This is a genomic window from Aestuariibaculum scopimerae (assembly GCF_059428085.1).
In genome coordinates this window covers 3,108,120-3,127,517 of record NZ_CM182089.1, presented here as the reverse complement: position 1 = coordinate 3,127,517, position 19,398 = coordinate 3,108,120, and the positions used below count along the sequence as shown (strand labels likewise).

13 protein-coding genes are annotated in these 19,398 nt (G+C 39.1%); 11 read left to right on the top strand and 2 right to left on the bottom strand.

The genetic code is table 11. The features are described from left to right. Positions 1–12: 12 nt before the first annotated feature. Both AC5SR4_RS13600 and AC5SR4_RS13595 read left to right on the top strand, forming a co-directional pair. A complete protein-coding gene (locus tag AC5SR4_RS13600) occupies positions 13–1,500 on the top strand; it encodes an alkaline phosphatase PhoX (RefSeq protein ID WP_495356818.1) in 1,488 nt (495 codons plus the stop codon). Positions 1,501–1,503: 3 nt separating this feature from the next. After that, positions 1,504–3,297, top strand: a complete 1,794-nt coding sequence (locus AC5SR4_RS13595; protein WP_495356817.1) for a cytochrome-c peroxidase — start codon at positions 1,504–1,506, stop codon at positions 3,295–3,297. A gap of 85 nt (positions 3,298–3,382) precedes the next feature. On the opposite strand, the gene AC5SR4_RS13590 is transcribed toward AC5SR4_RS13595, so the two are convergent. Further along, positions 3,383–5,275, bottom strand: coding sequence for a M61 family metallopeptidase (locus AC5SR4_RS13590; protein ID WP_495356816.1), 1,893 nt, complete (start codon positions 5,273–5,275; stop codon positions 3,383–3,385). 104 nt (positions 5,276–5,379) lie between these two features. On the opposite strand from AC5SR4_RS13590, the gene AC5SR4_RS13585 reads away from it, so the two are divergent. From AC5SR4_RS13585 to AC5SR4_RS13565, 5 genes are read left to right on the top strand one after another with little or no spacing between them, the layout of a single operon-like run. Further along, the gene (locus AC5SR4_RS13585; protein WP_495359192.1) at positions 5,380–6,387 is read left to right on the top strand and encodes a glycosyltransferase family 2 protein; all 1,008 of its coding nucleotides are present in this window, start codon (positions 5,380–5,382) and stop codon (positions 6,385–6,387) included. 46 nt (positions 6,388–6,433) lie between these two features. Continuing rightward, the gene (locus AC5SR4_RS13580) at positions 6,434–8,359 is read left to right on the top strand and encodes a BatA domain-containing protein (protein ID WP_495356815.1); all 1,926 of its coding nucleotides are present in this window, start codon (positions 6,434–6,436) and stop codon (positions 8,357–8,359) included. Beyond that, on the top strand, positions 8,356–9,612 hold the full coding sequence (locus tag AC5SR4_RS13575; RefSeq protein ID WP_495356814.1) for a dihydroorotase: 1,257 nt from the start codon (positions 8,356–8,358) through the stop codon (positions 9,610–9,612). The genes AC5SR4_RS13580 and AC5SR4_RS13575 overlap by 4 nt, the downstream gene beginning before the upstream one ends. A gap of 2 nt (positions 9,613–9,614) precedes the next feature. After that, a complete protein-coding gene (locus tag AC5SR4_RS13570; protein WP_495356813.1) occupies positions 9,615–9,947 on the top strand; it encodes a magnetosome magnetite crystal formation protein family in 333 nt (110 codons plus the stop codon). Continuing rightward, positions 9,948–10,604, top strand: coding sequence for an alpha/beta hydrolase (locus AC5SR4_RS13565; RefSeq protein ID WP_495356812.1), 657 nt, complete (start codon positions 9,948–9,950; stop codon positions 10,602–10,604). It abuts the gene before it with no gap. A gap of 61 nt (positions 10,605–10,665) precedes the next feature. Here AC5SR4_RS13565 and AC5SR4_RS13560 read toward each other — a convergent pair whose 3' ends face one another. Continuing rightward, positions 10,666–11,166 (bottom strand): GNAT family N-acetyltransferase, encoded by a 501-nt coding sequence (locus tag AC5SR4_RS13560; RefSeq protein ID WP_495356811.1) that lies wholly within the window; start codon positions 11,164–11,166, stop codon positions 10,666–10,668. A 264-nt stretch (positions 11,167–11,430) separates the two neighbouring features. Here AC5SR4_RS13560 and AC5SR4_RS13555 point away from each other — a divergent pair, with 264 nt between their 5' ends. Genes AC5SR4_RS13555 through AC5SR4_RS13540 form a run of 4 tightly spaced genes read left to right on the top strand, consistent with a single transcriptional unit; the run spans position 11,431 to position 19,393 of the window. Next, positions 11,431–11,562: a hypothetical protein gene (locus AC5SR4_RS13555; RefSeq protein WP_495356810.1), complete on the top strand. Its 132-nt coding sequence runs from the start codon at positions 11,431–11,433 to the stop codon at positions 11,560–11,562. Between the two features lie 24 nt (positions 11,563–11,586). Continuing rightward, the gene (locus tag AC5SR4_RS13550; protein WP_495356809.1) at positions 11,587–14,832 is read left to right on the top strand and encodes an RHS repeat domain-containing protein; all 3,246 of its coding nucleotides are present in this window, start codon (positions 11,587–11,589) and stop codon (positions 14,830–14,832) included. A 52-nt stretch (positions 14,833–14,884) separates the two neighbouring features. Further along, entirely contained in the window at positions 14,885–15,343 is a 459-nt protein-coding gene (locus tag AC5SR4_RS13545) for a hypothetical protein (protein ID WP_495356808.1), read from the top strand. Positions 15,344–15,355: 12 nt separating this feature from the next. Further along, the gene (locus AC5SR4_RS13540) at positions 15,356–19,393 is read left to right on the top strand and encodes a DUF6443 domain-containing protein (RefSeq protein WP_495356807.1); all 4,038 of its coding nucleotides are present in this window, start codon (positions 15,356–15,358) and stop codon (positions 19,391–19,393) included. The last annotated feature ends 5 nt before the right edge of the window (positions 19,394–19,398 follow it).

Genomic DNA, 19,398 nt, shown 5'->3' with positions numbered 1-19,398 from the left:
AAATTATATTCAATGAAAAATTCAATGGTATTAACATTTGCTGCTTTAGCACTTTTTACTTCTTGTGATAAGGATATTGCAGAAACCCAAAACGACCTACTAAGTGCTGATGCTTCTTCTAGTAAAAAAAAGGATGGTATTGCGTTCGTTAATCATTCTGTAACACCAAGTTTCTTAGATTTAAAGCCAGGTTTTAACAATGTAACCGTAAATACCTTACTATCGTCTGAAGATGTTTTACAACAGTCTGCAGATTTCGTATATGGAAGTATGGCCGATGGTGCCGGACTTATAAGAGAAACCAATGGTAAATACACATTGATCAATAACATTGAAGCCGATTATTCCATAGCTAGAATAACATTAGACAAAACTTTTAAGCCCGTACGTGGTGAATATATTTTAAATGCCCAAGCAACTGCAAGTACTGCACAATGTTCGGGGTCGCTTATTTCACCTGAAGAGCATGGGTTTGGACCTTTGTACCTTTCTGGTGGCGAATGGGGCGGTTCTTCAAAAGGTGTATTCTTAACCGATCCTTACAAAACTACTAAAGAAGCCAGTGTATCACATTTATTATCTGCTTTCGGGCAATGGTCTACCGAAAATGCTGTTGTAATTGGTAAAGACGCTTTTCCAGGTAAAACGGTTGCGTTTATTGGAGATGATCATTCTGATGACAGCACGCCTTCAGGGCAGTTGGGGATGTATGTTGGAAACCATGGCGATTTATATGGCGGGCAATTATACGGTTTAAAAGTAACCGATGCAGCCATTACCTATGAAGCTGAAATGGTAGAAGGACAATCGTACCCTATAGAGTTTGTGGCTTTAAATGAAACCAATATAGACTTACTGGATGCCGAAGCCAAAGCAAAAGGCGTTATGGGCTTTTCAAGATTAGAAGATATTGATTGGAGACGCGGTTCTGCTGAAAACAATAGAGAAATCTATTTTTGTGTTACAGGTCGCAAAAAAAATGGTTTATTAGGAAAAGGAACATTCTATGGCCGTGTTTACAAAGTGGTACTAAACGAAAACGATCCTACAAAAGCAGGAACCATTACCTGTATTTTAGATGGTGATATTGTAGATGGTAAAGCCAAGGCATTTCACAGTCCTGATAACATTTTAGCTACCGAAAATTACATCTATATACAAGAAGATCCAAACGGATACTTCGATACACCAGACAAGCAACACTTTGCCAGCTTATACCAATATAACCTAAATACAGGTGAACTAAAAACCGTCTTGGAGTGCGACCAAACAGCAGCGGCAGCAGCTGGTTATGGTACTACCAACTCCGCTTGGGAAATTACAGGTATGATTGATATTTCAGATATTGTAGATTACGATAATACCTTTTTATTAATTACACAAAACCACGGTTGGGTGCCTGCAGACGGATCTTCTTTTACCGACCCTAAGGCAAACCCAGACCTAGGAAATTCAAGAGAAGGTAGTATGCTTTATTTAATTCAAGGTTTAGATAGATAATATATGCTTAAACCCTTTTTAAAATTTAAAAAGGCACACGTTATTTTCGTGTGTCTTTTTACTGTTTTAGCAAGTTCTTGTAAAAAAGAAACACACACCATAACAGTAACCGACCCATTAGACAGCTTAGAGTCTACTTATAAAGACCATTTAAACCAATGCATGTTGTATTTGGATACTCTAAGCTACTGTACAGATAAACAAGTAGCCTTAACACATTATTTAAAGGCACGGCACCATTTTAAAGCTTGTGAACCTATTTTGGCTTTTGCTGATCCTGAGAATTACAAAGCATTGAACCAACCCAACATTCTGAAAGTTGAAGAAGAAGATGCTACCGACATAAAAATTCTTAATCCATTTGGCTTTCAAGTTATAGAAGAGCTTATACACGAAACGCCCTATAACAAGCAAGATATACAGCGTATAGCCCTTAAAACCAAAAACCGATTGGCGTTTATACACAGTAACACCCACTTAAAGTTTAAGGCATACCATGTACTTTGGTTAATTCGTGATGAAATAGCCCGTATTGCACTAACTGGTATTACAGGATTTGACTCTCCTGTTTTGGAGCATGCTTTAAGCGAATCGGCCATTGCCTACCAAACCATTCTGGATATTCTAAAAACGTATAAATCCAATTTTAAAACGGAAGCCTTATACGATGCATGGACTTTGGAAATAACCCAAACCCAGATGGTTCTCGATAGCGATTTTAATACTTTTGATCGCTTTCGCTTTATAAAAAACCATACACACCAACAATTGGAACTTCTTGTGAAAACCAAGAAAGATTGGCATGTTAAATTTCCTTATACACTAGCTCTTAATAATGATACGACTTCATTATTCTCAAAGCAAACGTTTAACATGAGTTATTTCTCTTCTGAAACATTTGATAGCCTACCAAAGGCTAAAATAGCACTTGGAGAAGCCTTGTTTTATGAGAAAGCTCTATCTAAAGGCAATCGTATTAGCTGTGCAACCTGTCACCAAGCAGATAACTATTTTACAGATGGCTTAAAAATTTCCAAGGGCGTTACCAGAAACAGTCCTACCCTATTGTACGCTGCATTACAGAAAAAATTCTTTTATGATAACCGAGCGGGCAGTCTTGAAGGCCAAATTGTGTCTGTTGTTAACAACACCAATGAATTTCATAGTGACCTAAATCACTTAGAAACGGTTGTAAAAACCAAAAAACATTACAGTGAATCCTTTTCAAAGCTATACAGAGACAGTGTAACGCAGGCCAATATAAGACATGTCATAGCCACTTACATAAGAAGCCTTACGCCCTTTAACTCTAAATTTGACCAAAACATTAATGGTGATTTGGAAACGTTGACCCCTTCAGAAATAAATGGGTTTAATATTTTTATGGGAAAGGCCAAATGTGCCACCTGTCATTTTCCGCCAACCTTTAACGGTACTGTGCCCATTATATATAAGGAAAGTGAAATGGAGCTCATTGGTGTTCCAAAAACACAGGATACTCTTAAGGCTGAAATAGATGTCGATTTAGGGCGTTACCATGTGTATAATACGGTACAAAAAAAGCATTTCTTTAAAACACCTACTGTACGCAATATAGCCAAAACAGCACCTTATATGCATAATGGTGTTTATTCCTCCTTAGAAGGTGTTATAGATTTTTATAATCGTGGTGGTGGTAATGGTTTGGGTATGGACTTGGAGTTGCAGACTTGGCCAAGTGACCCCTTAAATTTAAGCAAACAAGAAATTAACGATTTGGTTGCTTTTATGGAAAGTTTAACGGATTCTATACAATAATTAATTGTCGCACTGAGCGCAGTTGAAGTGTTTGCCTTTTCTGGCTTTCAATTTCGACTGCGCTCAAGCTGACAATATGAAGACATTAGCCTTTCAACCAAGCTTCACGTAAGGCTTTTTGTTCTTGCGTAGCATCTGGTAATTCCATAATACCCTCGCCTGTTGTATACGATTTGGTGGTAGTGGTTTTTATTACAACCTCTTCACCATCTCTATTAAGTTCTACTTCTATATCGGTACCTGGTTTCCATGTAAACATACCTTGTAAAAGTTGATTGGCATTGGCCATGGTCATTGCCGTACCATTAACAGATTTAATAACATCATTGGGTTGTACCCCATTATCATGCCAAAAACTATTGTCATTTACCATTTCCGTAAAGAAGACTTCTCCTTTTTCCGGATTGGCACCTAATATCAATTCAACACCATTCATCACATAATTGGTTTCAACTCTACCTACACCCAATTCCAAACCTACTTTATTAAAAAACTCGTTATAGTCAATAGGCACATCACCAATAACATGCATATCAAAAAACTCACGCAATGATGGATACGTCATAGCCACAATTTCATCAATAATGGTATCGTCATCAAACGGTTTGTTTTTACCATATTTATTGGATAGTTCTTTCATTAAAGATAGAATACCGCGTTGGCCATCACTCTCTTCACGCATTAAAATATCAATGCACATGCCTATCAAGGCACCTTTTTGGTACACATTTAAATATTGGTCTTTATAAGGTTCCTTTAAAACATTTTCACTCATAATGGTAAAACTCATGGCATCATCCAAGGTTTTAGAGCGCTTAATTTTAGTTGCAATCTTATTATAAAAATCGTTTTCATCAACCAAGCCTTGGTTTACTTGAAATAGAGTGGCAAAATACTCCGTAACCCCTTCATACATCCATAAATGTTTAGAGAAGGTTGGGTTGTTGTAATCAAAATAATGAACATCTTCAGAATGCACACTTAAAGGCGTAACAATATGGAAAAACTCGTGCGATACCACATCAATCATAGCTTCTGCTAAAGCAGCTTCATCCATATCTTCTTGCAACACAACCACGGTAGATGTATGATGCTCCAATGCCCCAAAGCCTTTTGGTGCGCCTTCACTGCCATCAGATAAATACAGGTAAATATCGTATCGGGGAGTAGAATTAATGTCGCCCAAGAATATTTTTTGGGCTTGCATCATCTTATAAACGGTTTCTTTTAAAGATTTTGCCGAATGCACCTTATTGGGAGAATATACACTTAAAACAATTTCAATATTACCTACCTTAAACCTTTCAACATCTAAATCGCCATAAAACATAGGGTTATCTGTAATATCAAAATAGCGGGGTGCATAATAGCTTGTCGTTACCTTGGTGCCATCTGGACTTGTGGTGGTTCCCACATTTTGCAATGCAGACGTACGAACAAAATCTGCTGGTGCTGTTACATCCAATTTATATTGGTTGTTCTTTAAAGAATCAAAATACCCAATAAACCCATGTAAATTAAGCACATAATTAGTAGGTTCAATATTAGTCCCCGAAGGCGAAAACGGTTGCTCATGGCCAATACCACCCACTTCCTCAATATCAAAAGTATCATTAACCAAGTAGGTAATTTTATCCAATTGCTTTGCATTGGCAATGGTCCACGTATTTACGTCTTCCTTCACAACAAGCATTTCATTGCCTTTGTAATCAAACGCTTTAAAATCGGCAATATACTTTCCAAAATTGCTTACCGAATAAGTGCCTTGTACCACTCTGGGCAATCTATAGGTCACTTTATCTGTTGTAAAGCGTCCTGGATCAATGGTTACAGGAGCCTTATCGTTTTGTACTTGTGTTAAATCTATCGATGTTTCTATAGGTAAGCTTACGGCCAAATCATTGCTAGATGTTCTTGAAGTTCCACAACTAGCTAACATAATACCCGCAAATAGTGCGGCTAAGGTTTTAGTATTCATCAAATTCGTTTTAATAATTTTTAAATTGACGACCAAAATACCACTATGTTACAGATACACCTCTTAAGGTTTTGTTAAAAAGCTTAATTGTGTATATTCGCCAAATGCAACAACCTTTAATTAGCATCCTTACGCCTTTTAAGAATACTGCGGCTTTTTTGGACGACTGTTTGTTTTCCATTCAAAGCCAAAGCTACCCCCATTGGGAGCTCATTATTGTAGATGATGGTTCTACCGATGGTAGTTATGATTTGGTTGCGCGTTATGCCAAAGAAGACAACCGCATTACCTTATTAAAAAATACAGGGCAAGGTATTATTGAGGCTTTACGATTGGCGTTTAAAACTAGTTCTGGTGATTATATTACCCGCATGGATAGTGACGATGTGATGCCTGAAAACAAGTTGGAGGTTTTGCTTGGCAAACTACTACAAGCCGGCAAACAGCATGTAGCAACCGGACTGGTAGCTTATTTTTCTGAACATGGCATAAGTGATGGCTATAAAAAATATGAAGATTGGTTAAACCAATTAACCAAAACAGGTAGTAACTATTCCGAGATCTATAAGGAATGCGTTATACCTTCCCCCTGTTGGATGTTGCATCGTGAGGACTTAATAGCTGTAGATGCCTTTAATCCTAACCGCTATCCCGAGGATTATGATTTAACGTTTCGGTTTTACAAACATGGGCTAAAAGTTATTCCTTGTGAAAACATTTTGCACTATTGGCGCGATTACCAAACACGCACCTCACGTACCCATACCAATTATGCCGAAAATACTTTTCTGGATATTAAATTGCATTACTTTTTAATGTTAGAGTATGATAATGCCAGGCCATTGGTTATTTGGGGTGCTGGGTGGAAAGGCAAAACAATTGCCAAGTGTTTAGTAGATAAGCATATTCCTTTTGAATGGATTTGTGACAATCCTAAAAAGATTGGAAAAATGGTTTATGGACAAATATTAAGGCCGTTTACAGATTTAGAGACTATTAAAACACCACAGAGCATTGTAACCGTTGCCAACCCAAAGGCGCAAGATGCTATTAAAGCTTATTTTAAAACGCAGGGCATGAAGCCGATGGAAGATTATTTTTTCTTTTGCTGATTTGATTTTAAAAAAAATTATGTAGGTTTGACAAATCTAAAAAGGTATGCAGTTTAAACACCCCGAACTTCTTTATGCTTTATTTTTACTGCTCATCCCTATTATTGTTCACTTATTTCAACTCCGACGCTTTAAAAAAGTACCTTTTACCAATGTTGCCTTTCTAAAAAAGGTTACCATACAAACCCGTAAAAGCTCCCAACTAAAAAAGTGGTTAATCTTAGCTACAAGGCTTTTATTACTGGCTGCCATAGTGCTAGCCTTTGCACAGCCTTTTACCACAAACCATAAGGCGCTTAACACTAAAAAAGAAACCATTGTTTACCTAGACAACTCCTTTAGTATGCAGGTTAAGGGCGATCATGGCGAACTCTTAAAACGTGCAGTACAGGATTTAATAGCCAACATACCCGAAACAGAACCTTTTACACTGGTTACAAATAACAATACCTTTAGAAACACCAATATAAAAGCCATTAAAAATGATTTACTGCAATTGGATTATGCAGCAAACAGCCTATCGCATGAAGCCGCTTTTTTAAAGAGCAAAACCTTGTTCAGTAAGCAAAAAGGTGTGTTAAAGAACTTAGTATATATCTCAGATTTTCAAGAAGAAAACAATCCGTGGCAAATACCTACCGATTCGCTCGTTAACTTACACATTGTTAAGTTAAGCCCCGTAAACACAAACAATGTAGCTATTGATACGGCTTATATTTCTGAAACTAATGCTACGGCCATCTTACTGCATGTACGCTTAAAAAACAGTGGCTCCCCTATCGATAATATGGCAGTGTCCTTATTTAACAATGACCAATTAATAGCAAAAACATCTGTAACTATAACCAAGGAAGCTGAGACCACATTTACACTTCCTGTCAATCAAACCATTAATGGTAAAATCACCATAGAAGATGCCAGTCTGCAATTTGACAACACCCTCTATTTTAATATAAACGCAGGTACCAAAATAAATGTACTGGCCATAAACGCTCAAGACGACACCTTTTTAAAACGCATTTTTTCAGCAGATGAGTTTAACTATACTGCCACAGCTAGCAATCAGTTGAATTATAATATTATAGAACAGCAACATCTTATCGTTTTAAACGAATTAGAGACCATCCCCAATGCCTTGGTAGCGGCCCTAAGAGCCTTTACCAACCAAGGTGGTTTTGTTGTGATTGTGCCTGCAACAAATGCTAACATACCATCCTATAACGACTTACTCATTCAATATGCTTCCAATATCACTGCCCGCATTGCCAATGAAAAACGTATCACTACTATTAATTATTCGCACCCCTTGTACAATCATGGTGTTTTTGAAAAAGAAGTCCGTAATTTTCAATACCCCAAAGTAAACAGCTATTACACCATAGCTTCAAACACTCCCTCGGCTGCGCTTCAATTTGAAGACGGAAAACCTTTCTTGTTTCAAAGTAATACTATTTTTGTGTTTACTGCTGCCTTAAATAGAGATAACTCCAATTTTAAAAACTCACCGCTTATTGTACCTACTCTATATAATATAGGTACCAATAGTTTAAAGATTCCTGAGATTTACTATACCATAGGCAACAAAAACACCTTTGATGTGGAAACCACCTTACAGCAGGATGCCATTTTATCTTTAGTAGCTAAGGGTATAAACATCATTCCCAAACAACAATCCCTAAATAAAAAAGTGGTTGTTACTACATTTGAAACTCCTACAGTTGCCACCACTTATTCCATAAACAATAAAAATGAACACATAAAAAACGTTAGCTATAACTACAATAGAAATGAAAGTGAGCTGGTATATCAAAACCTATCCACATTAAATAATATATCTGTAAGCAATTCCATTGCCGAAGTTTTTGATAGCATAAAAAGTGACACAAAAGTTAACGCCTTATGGAAATGGTTTGTTATTTTTGCACTAACGCTATTGATTATTGAAATGGGCATCTTAAAATACTTTAAATGAACATACTAATAAAATCTGCCACCATCATAGATCCCAAAAGTGAGTTTCACAATACCACTCAAGATCTATTAATTGAAAATGGGGTGATTTCCAAGATTGGCAGTAACCTAAAAAATCCAAACAAGTATCAAGTAGTAACCTATAACAACCTTCATATCTCACAAGGTTGGTTTGATAGCAGTGTGTGTTTTGGAGAACCCGGATTTGAAGAACGCGAAACCATTAAAAACGGATTAAAAACAGCAGCAGCTTCAGGTTTTACTGCGGTGGCCATGAACCCCAATACCCACCCTGTTATTGATTGCAATACCGATATTACTTTCATTACCTCAAAAGCAGCCAACCATGCCGTTAGTTTATTGCCCATTGGGGCCCTTACCGTAAGTAGTAAAGGCGAAGACCTGGCAGAACTGTACGACATGCATACGGCGGGTGCTGTAGCATTCTACGACTATAAAGCCCCCATTACCAATCCTAACCTTATGAAAATTGCCCTGCAATATGCGAGCAATTTTGGCGGACTTGTATGTTCGTTCCCCCAAGAAAACAAAATTGCTGGCCTTGGAGTTATGAACGAGCACGTTACCAGTACGCAGTTGGGCTTAAAAGGTATTCCCGCTTTAGCCGAAGAGATGCAAGTGGCTCGCGACTTATTCCTACTTGAATATACGGGCGGCAAATTGCACATCCCCACCATATCTACAGCAAAGTCTGTGGCACTCATTCGTGAAGCAAAAGACAAAAATTTAGATGTTACCTGTAGTGTGGCCATACACAATCTGTATTATACCGATACGGCCATAACCGATTTTAACACCCACTTTAAAGTGTTACCTCCTTTACGAAGCCAAACCGATGTAGAAGCCCTTATAGCCGGTATTAAAGATGGCACCATAGATATGGTTACCAGCGATCACAACCCTATGGATGTTGAGCACAAAAAAGTAGAATTTGACCATGCCGCTTATGGTACCATAGGTCTAGAAAGTGCTTTTGGCACCTTACAAAACCTATTTACCACCAAAAAGACCATCGATATTTTAACCAAAGGTAAAACACGCTTTGGTATAGAATCTTTGCCTATAGCCATTGGCAACAATAGTAACATAACGCTCTTTAACCCAGATGCTAAACATACGTTCACGATAGATAAAGTGGTTTCTAAATCCAAAAACACCATTTTTGAAAATGAACCGTTAAAAGGCTCTGTGTACGGTATTATATCAAATAATAATATGTATTTAAATTTGTAGTTATGACAGCAAACGACATTGAAGAAGGTAAAGGCTTGGCTATAATAAGCTACCTTACTATTATAGGTACCATTATAGCTTACTTTATGAACAACGACAAGAAAAATGATTTTGCCAGTTTTCACATTAGGCAATCCTTTGGGCTTTGGCTTACCTATTTTATACTGGCTTGGGTTGTTAGTGCAGCCAACAGTTGGCTAGCTACCTTAGGATTTTGGATATTTTTTGGCGTATTGTTTATTTACGGATTTATTAATGCCATTGGCGGAAAAGCTCAAACAGTCCCTTTATTGGGTGAGTATTTCCAAAAATGGTTTGCAAGTATTGGAAAATAAATGACAAACACATCGCTTCCCCTATACCATATTACCAGACCATCCTCTTTAACCGAAAATGCACCATTGCTTATCATGATGCATGGCTATGGCAGTGATGAAAACGATCTGTTTTCGTTTGCATCAGAATTGCCCAAGGAGCTTTTTATTATTTCCGTACGGGCTCCCTACTCCATGCAACCCTACGGTAATGCTTGGTATGCCATTAATTTTGATGCCGATAAAGGAAAATGGAACGATAACGAGCAAGCCGAACAGTCTAGAGATTTAATTGCTGAATTTATAGACCAAGCTGTTGAGGCCTACCCTGTAAATAAAAACAACGTGTCCCTTTTGGGCTTTAGCCAAGGCAGTATTTTAAGCTATGCTGTAGCATTAACTTACCCTAAAAAAGTTAAAAACATTATTGCGCTAAGTGGTTATATTAACCAAGACATCCTGCCAAAAGACCTGCATGATTACAATTATACCCATTTAGATTTTTATTGCTCGCATGGCAGTGTAGACCAAGTAATTCCTGTTGATTGGGCAAGACAAACACCACCCTTTTTAAGTGCGTTAAACATAGCCCATGAGTACTCTGAATTCCCAGTAGGCCATGGTGTAGCCCCACAAAATTTTTATGAGTTTAGGAAGTGGTTGGAAGAACGAATTTAAAGACTTTATTAATTAAGGCTTAAGGCTTTACACCTAACAACCAACTACTAACTACTAACTACTAACTACTAACTACTAATTTAACCATTTCATAATCGTCCATAATAAAGCCATTACCAATATCGGTTACCAAAGGGCCGTTGTTAACAAACCCCCATTTTTCATAAGCTTTAATAGAACTAATATTATTAATGTTTACAGTAAGCCGTACCCCTTTTAACTGATAGTGCTTCGCTTTGTCTTCAACAAATTGCAAGGCTGCTTTGCCTATGCCCTTACCACGATGCGACTTAAAAACATATATCTTGCTTAAAAACAATACTTCAGGCTCTTTTTTAAAACCAATATACCCAACAGGTTCATTATTGTAAAGAATTATAAAGTATTCAAATCCGTTACGTGCTTGGTCTTCAATAGCACTTACCGACTGAAATGTATCAAGCATATAATCTATTTGTGGCTTCCCCACAATAGGTATATAATGGTCGCGCCAAATACTATCGGCCAACTTGGCTATTACTTCAAAATCTGGTACTGTTAGGGCTTGGTTAATTTTAATCATAGTATTTCACCTAAACTTGGTTATTTAATTAATAGATTATCATGCATTAGCACAAATTTACAAGGAAATAGTATACGGTGTTATAGCATACTAATATTTTAAATACCTCTCCTCATTTTGCTATAAATCTAAATATTACCAGCCATATTTTTACAGATTTACCGTAAAAAAGTAATGATTAACCCTTACTTATTTTGCGGATAACCCTTACTGTCAATTAAAAAAAAAGTGCTAAAATTGAATATTAATTAAAACCACATTAAGATGTTAAATAAAACAACCACTTCATCTACCATCCAGCAGGACAAGCAATTAAAAGAGCAGGCTGAAATAAATAAAGCATTGAATGCGCGTCTTAAAGAAGTTGAGACATTACTACTAAATCTAAAAAATTAAGAATTACAAATACTCACTAAAGTCATGAAATTATTAAAAACACCCTTATTAAAAAAATCAAGTTTACTTGTTTTTATGCTCTTGTCCATGGCCACATTTGGCCAATTGGATAATACCGAGGCTATTCCGCCATCGCCCACAGCAGCTTCACTTGGGCAGTTTGGAGATATTCCCGTTGGATATTATACAGGCACACCCAACATTTCCATACCCCTGTACGAGGTTAAATCGGGCAGTTTAACACTACCCATAACCATATCTTACCAATCCACAGGACTACGGGTAGCACAAGATGCCAGTTGGGTTGGTCTGGGGTGGTCCTTATCAGCAGGGGGGGTCATTTCACGCGTGGTTCGAGGAGGTGATGATTTTAGTGGATGGGGCTATTACAATTATCCAGTCTTACCACCAGTTGGTAGTGGCGATAACAGCAATGTTTCCACAGGTAATACAATAACAAACCACTCCTATTACGCTGGTGTTCAAGAAGGTGGTATAGATGCAGAACCAGATATTTTCTCCTATAATTTTGGTGGTTATTCAGGCACCTTTATTATTGATAAAAGCGCCATTAATGGTGAAAAGTTTTGTGTAAAAAGTAATAATCTCAAAATAGAAACACAATACAGTGCCTCCAGCACTATTTTTAAAGTAACCACCCCGGATGGAACAGTCTATACATTTGGCACCAAAGAGATTACATTTAACAAGTATACTAAAAATATTACTGGTAATGACTTTTCTAATATAGTAGGGCTAACATCTTTTAATCAAGGTAATTTATCACCTGTAACTTCTTGGTATTTGGATAGCATAATAGCCCCAAATGGTGATGAAATTATTTTTGAGTACGACATAGGAGAAAGTCTAAGTTTAATTACCAAAACTCAAAGAAGTTATACGCTAGATCAAAATACGCTTTCGTATTCTTATACTCCATCAAATTGTGATCCTGGACCAACTGTCCCAGCTGTTTACAGTCATACAGACCACTTGGTTTCAAGACAGCATATATTGGATGTTTATCTAAAAAAGATAACCTTTAAAAATGGATACATAGATTTTACAACATCAGATAGGAACGATATTGAAAAAGTTTCGTCGGTTTCTGATAAACCCCAAAAGCTATCTACCATTAAGGTAAGTGACACCTTGAATAATTTGGTTAAAACCATAAGTTTATCACATGACTATTTTAATACTCAAAAGACCAATTATTATGAAAAGCGGTTAAAGTTGGAAGCCATCCAAATGGACGATAACCCCGACAATAAATATACCTTTGAATATGAAACCCCCAATACTTTACCAAGTAAATACTCAACCCAATATGATGAGCTAGGGTATTATACCTATCCGTTCTCAACAAATCCTATTCCAGATGAGCGTAGTGATACCAACGGATCATACGTAAAACGTGGGATGTTGAAATCGATGACATATCCAACCAAGGGAAAGACAGAATTTGAGTATGAGCCACATGCTTTTACCTCAGCTAATAATACTTATACAACTATAATGCCCTTGGCATGGTTAGATTATACCGATCCAGATCCAGAACACCATGTCATTGAACCAACAGAAACATTTACATTAAATACATCAACTTCAGTTAATTTTGTTGCATACACAACGTTTTCAGATCCCAATTATACGGTTGTAGCCCGGTTGAAAAATTCTTCGGGAGTACTTTTGCATTCTTTTACGCCTACGCAACTTACTTATACAACAACTTTAGCTGCTGGGACGTATACTATGGAAGTTGCCGCTTTCCCTACAGGGTATGAATCTGGAGAGGAAGCCTACTTACAGGCATCTTATCAATTGCTCACAGGAACTGCTAATAAAGGAAAGGGGCTTAGAATAAAGAATATTACTAATTACGATCATAACGACACACAGGTTGGGTTAAAACATTTTATATATACCGTAGACGGGGCAGAAACCAGTTCTGGTTCTGGAGAGTTGTTAACCAGTCCGCTTACCCATTATGAAAAAGAAATTAAATATGCAGGATATACCATAGGATCCAATCAATGGGAGTCTGAAATTGATGTTACTTGGATTTTAACAGGTGAATATGAAGTTAAAACATTAAACTCATGTATACCCCCTGGATTTTATTCCAGCGCAAATGTAATAGGATATACTATGGTTACCGTACAAGAGGGCTTAAATGGGGATATAGGTTCTACATCTTATGAATACTATAATGAAATATTTGATGCTGAAGAGTATGGTGTTCTTCTTGATCCGGAATTCCCAGAATTGCCCAATATGTTCCACCCAAGAAATGGGCAGCTTTTATCGGTTAAAGAAAAAAATTCTCAAGGCGTAACCTTAAAAAAGACGGTTAATAGTTATCTACGAAAAGAATATGATTATATAAAAGGCATCAAATTTTACAATGTACCATTTAGTGATGCCGCTTGGTTAGGTGACCTAGAAGAGGGTTTAAGGTATTATGATAATGTTTCAGAATGGTGGGTTACCTCTTCCGTTACAGAGACAGTCTATGATAAAGATGGCAACAATCCTGTTGTTACCACTACCAATTACGATTATGAAAACTCAGATCATAAAAATGTAACCAAGGTTACTACCACAAATAGTCTTGGAGACACTGTTATAACAACAAACAAATACCCACAGGATGTAACCTCCAATGATGAAACAAGTTCCACAATCGTTTCAGGAATGGTAACAGACTATATTATTAATCCCGTTCTAAAAACAGAAACCACTGTAGATGGTAGTATTGTAAGTGGTACAATAAATAACTTCCAAGCAGAAGCAGGTACTTACCTTCCCCTGAATGTTAAAACTTTAAAGCGAGGTTCTACCAGCTACGAAAAGAAAGTTGAATTTGAAGAATATAATAATAAAGGAAAACTTACTCAATACAAACAGGCTGACGGCACAAGTGCAGTATACCTTTGGGGATACAACGAGGCATACCCAGTTGCTAAAGTAGAAAATGCAACTGAGAGTGGCGTTTTGGCAACCTTAAATAGCACAGAACTCACTAATATAAAAAACGGTACTTATAGCCAAGCCTCCATGATTGTAATCTTGAACAAAATTAGGACAGGATTGCCCAATGCCATGGTAACTACCTATACCTACAATCCACTCATAGGCATGACCAGCATGACCGATCCCAAGGGGTATACCATGTACTACGAGTACGATGTTTACAACCGCTTGGAGTATGTAAAAGATGCCCAGGGGAAAATCTTGAGCAGAAACGAATACCATTATAAACAATAATCACTAAAAACCATTAAGTCAATACAATAATATATACCAAAACATACACCAAATGAGACATCTATTAAACAGTACAGTCATAATATTCATGTTGGCCACAGTCCATTTAGCAGGGGCACAGCAAGGTACTAGCAATGCCGAAATGCTCTTGGGTACTTGGACATTGGATTTTAACAAGAGCATAGACAACATCCGGTCCCAATCCATGGCCTATTACAACAGCCTGGACAGTGCTAAGAAAAGCCGTATAAAGAACTCCTTCAGCAAGCGCAAGATTACGTTCATGGCCAACGGCACCTATATTCTTGAAATCAACCAGGAAAAAAGTGTACACGGTACCTGGCAGCTTTTAAGCGACCAAACCAGTCTTAATATAACCTTAGACAATGGTAGGGAATTGTCCCAGCGTATTGAGAGTATCAATGCCACGGCACTGTGCCTTAACCTGGGGGGCAACCAATCGGCAAAAAGGCTCTTTGGCAAATGGTATTTAAAAAAGTCTAACAACTAAAAGCAAATGATCATGATACAGGTACAACCAAAATATAATGTTACCAAAACAAGCAAGTTAAAGCTGGCTATGGTATTTTTTGCTTTAGTATTGGGCATTGCCCAAATGCAGGCACAGGATATAGAAATTACTGGCGATACCAGTGTAACCTATGGCGATACAGAAACCTACGACCTGAATACTTCCGATCTTAATTCCCTTGGGCTCTACGACCCGGGAGATTTTTTATATTACGAATGGAATACCAGTGCCCAGACTCAGTACGAAGACGAAACCACCATACAGATATACTGGGTAAATGTTACCGGAAACACCTATATCGATTACGAGGTGGAATCGTCCCAAGATTGGTACTATGGCAGTTTAACGGTAAATGTGGCAGCCACACCACCAGCCACTCCGGCAAACCCAACAGTACAGAGCAGTTCCCCGGGCAGTGTAACCTTGCAGAGAACAGGAACCCCGCCCAGTGGTGTTACTTGGTACTGGCAGACCAGCCCCACTGGCACCAGTACAACCAATGGAAGTGGCAGTACCAAAACAGTAAACGAGGGCTATAGTGTGTACTACATAAGGGCCAAAAACACCAGTGGCCTTTGGAGCTCAGGGGCAGGCAGCGTTACCTTTAAGGTACCCCCCGTGTTTAACCTTAGCGACCAAAACTATATCTATACCATTACTCCACAGGAAGCAGCTACCAGTATGTCGCAGCTTACCCAAGATGACGATAAAATAGAGGCCGTGACCTATTTTGACGGACTGGGCAGGCCCATGCAAAGCGTGGGCATACGGGCAGGTGGCGATAGCGAGGATGTGGTGACCCACATTGGTTACGATGCCTATGGCAGACAGACCAAGGAGTATCTGCCCTATACGGCAGCCACCAACGATGGCCTGTACCGCACTGGGGCAGAAGCTTCCACGCTTAGTTTTTACGATGCAACTAGCTTTGATGCCGATTTCCCCAGCATGACCACGGCCAACATAAACCCCTACTCCGAAAAGGAACTGGAAGATTCACCGCTGGGTAGGGTATTTGAGCAAGGTGCCCCTGGGAAGGACTGGAAACTGGGCAATGGCAACGAAATAGAATTCGAGTACCAATCCAATACCAGTACCGAAGTCAAGAAATATGAGGTTTCCATTTCGCAGTCTACCGTAAATAGCATAACAGTATTTACCCCTACCTTGGTGCTCAATGGTAGTTATACCGCCAATACTTTGTTCAAGACCATTACCAAGGACGAGAACTGGACCAGCGGTACCAACCATACCACCGAGGAATTTAAGGACAAACAGGGGCGGGTTGTTTTAAAGCGTACCTACAATGCCAGTACGGCACACGATACGTACTATGTTTACGATACCTATGGCAACCTAAGCTATGTACTGCCTCCCAAGGCCGAGCCCCACAGTGCCCTGCCCGATGCCACCGAACTATCGGAACTGTGCTACCAATATAGATATGACCACCGTGGTAGGCTGGTAGAAAAAAAGATACCCGGCAAGGGCTGGGAGTATATTGTTTACAACAAGCTAAACCAACCCATACTTACCCAGGACGCCCTGCTCAATGCACAGAGCAAATGGCTCTTTACCAAGTACGATGCCTTTGGCAGGGTGGCCTACACCGGGCTTACAAGCAATGGCAGTAGCAGGACCAGCCTACAGAACACCGTAAATGGCATAAGTGCACAGTATGTTACCAAGAGCGGCTCGTCCACTACCATTGCGGGTACGACCGTCTATTACAACAACGGGGCCTACCCCACCAGCATCTCGGAGGTACATACCATCAATTATTACGACAACTATACCTTTGATGGCTTTACAAGCTTTCCCTCCAGCCATAATGGGCAGACCATTATCAACTACAACAACGCTGCTGGCACGCAAAAGCTTACCAAGGGACTCGCCACGGGCAGCAAGGTACGCGTACTGGGCACCAGCAACTGGATTACCACCACCACGGGCTACGATGTTAAGGGAAGGCCCATATACACCAAGAGCGTAAATGCCTATCTGGGCACGACCGATATTGTTAAGCACACCCTGGACTTTACCGGGCTAACCGACAAAACCGAGACCTCGCACGTTAAGGGGGCCACCAGCGTTATTACCGAAGACCTCTTTACCTACGACCACATGGGCCGTTTGAAAAAACAGACCCAAGAGCTCAACAACAGCAATGTGCTGGAGGTTATTGTGGACAACAGCTACGACGACCGCGGCCAATTGATAAGCAAGGGCGTGGGCGGTAAGACCACCCAGAGCCGTTTACAAACGGTAAACTATACCTATAACGTAAGGGGCTGGCTCAAACAGATTAACAACCCCGCCAGTCTGGGCACCGACCTCTTTGCTTTTAAGCTCAATTACAATACCGTGGACCACAGTGGCACCAAGCTATACAACGGCAACATTGCCGAGACCGAGTGGCGGACCGCCAATACCGATACTGGGCTTAAGTGGTACCGGTACGGGTACGATGCCCTTAACCGGATTACCAGTGGAACTGCCAACAGCAGCAATTACAACCTGACCTCTGTGGCCTACGACAAGAACGGCAACATCACCGCGTTGGAAAGACGTGGGCACACCAATAGCGGGGCGACCGCCTTTGGGGTGATGGACAATTTGGTGTACACCTACGAGACCAGCAGCAACAAGCTAAAAAAGGTACTGGACAACGGTAACGACACCTATGGGTTTAGCGATGGCTCCAACATTACCACCGAGTACACCTATGATGCCAATGGCAACATGCTGCGCGATTACAACAAGGGCATTTCGTCGAATATTACCTATAACCATTTAAATTTACCCACCTATGTGGCCTTGTCGGGTGGAAATATTTCCTATATTTACGATGCCACTGGCGTAAAACAGAAAAAAATAGTGAGCGGTGGCAGCACAACGGAGTATGCGGGCAACTATGTGTACGTAGGCGGTTCTTTGAAATTCTTTAATCATGCAGAAGGCTATGTAGATGTTAACGGTAGTACCTATAAGTACACCTACCAGTACAAGGACCATTTAGGGAATGTAAGGTTGAGCTATATGGATAACAATGGAACTCTTGAAATATTGGAGGAGAATAATTATTATCCTTTTGGGCTTAAGCATAAGGGGTACAATTATAACGTGAATTCTACCAATATTGCACTTAAGAGAAAGTTTGGCGGCAAGGAGCTACAGGATGAACATGGTTTGGACTGGTATGATATTACGGCTAGGAACTATGACCCTGCTATTGGTAGGTGGATGAATTTGGACCCATTAGCGGAACAGATGAGAAGGCATAGTCCATATAATTATGCGTTTAATAGTCCTATCTATTTCATGGATTATGATGGAATGAAGCCTAGTGGTCCTGATGACCCTCCTAGTTGGTTAAGTAGAGTTTGGAATGGAGCAAAAAGCAGAGTTAAGTCTTATTTAACTCCTGAAGCATTAATTGGCCCTGTTGATGGTAAAGGACTTGTTTCAATGGTAAAAGGTATGTTTGGTAGTGAAGAAGCTATTAATAATACATTAGGTATAGCTACACCTCAAGGATTGAAAAAAGCTGTTACCAATCCAGAAACAACTGGAGAAACTCTTGTAGATGCTGGATTATTATTTGGTGGACCTAAAATAGTCAAAAGTGCTAAAGCTAAAATAAATAATGCTGCTAAAACCGAGGGTACTGCTACAGTATCCAAATTCGAAGGCACTTCAGAAAACCCTTTTGGACATTATACTGTAGAGACTAATTTCAAAGGAAATAAATTATCTACTGAACAAGTAATAACAAGCAGTGACTTGTCCACCACTACCATAGCAGAAACTGCTACAAGTGAAGTAGCAAGTACGGCAACAGTTAAACTTCCAAATGCTAAAGCTGCACAAAGTTATCAGAAAAGTATGGTAGGCGAACAATTAGGACCATACAATAAACAATGTAATTCCTGCGTAAATCATGTGGGAGGTGTTCTGAGAAAAGGAGGAGCTGAAGTTCCAACAAGTACACTTGGAGAGTTTAAATTTATTTTATCATTATTTAAATAAAAACA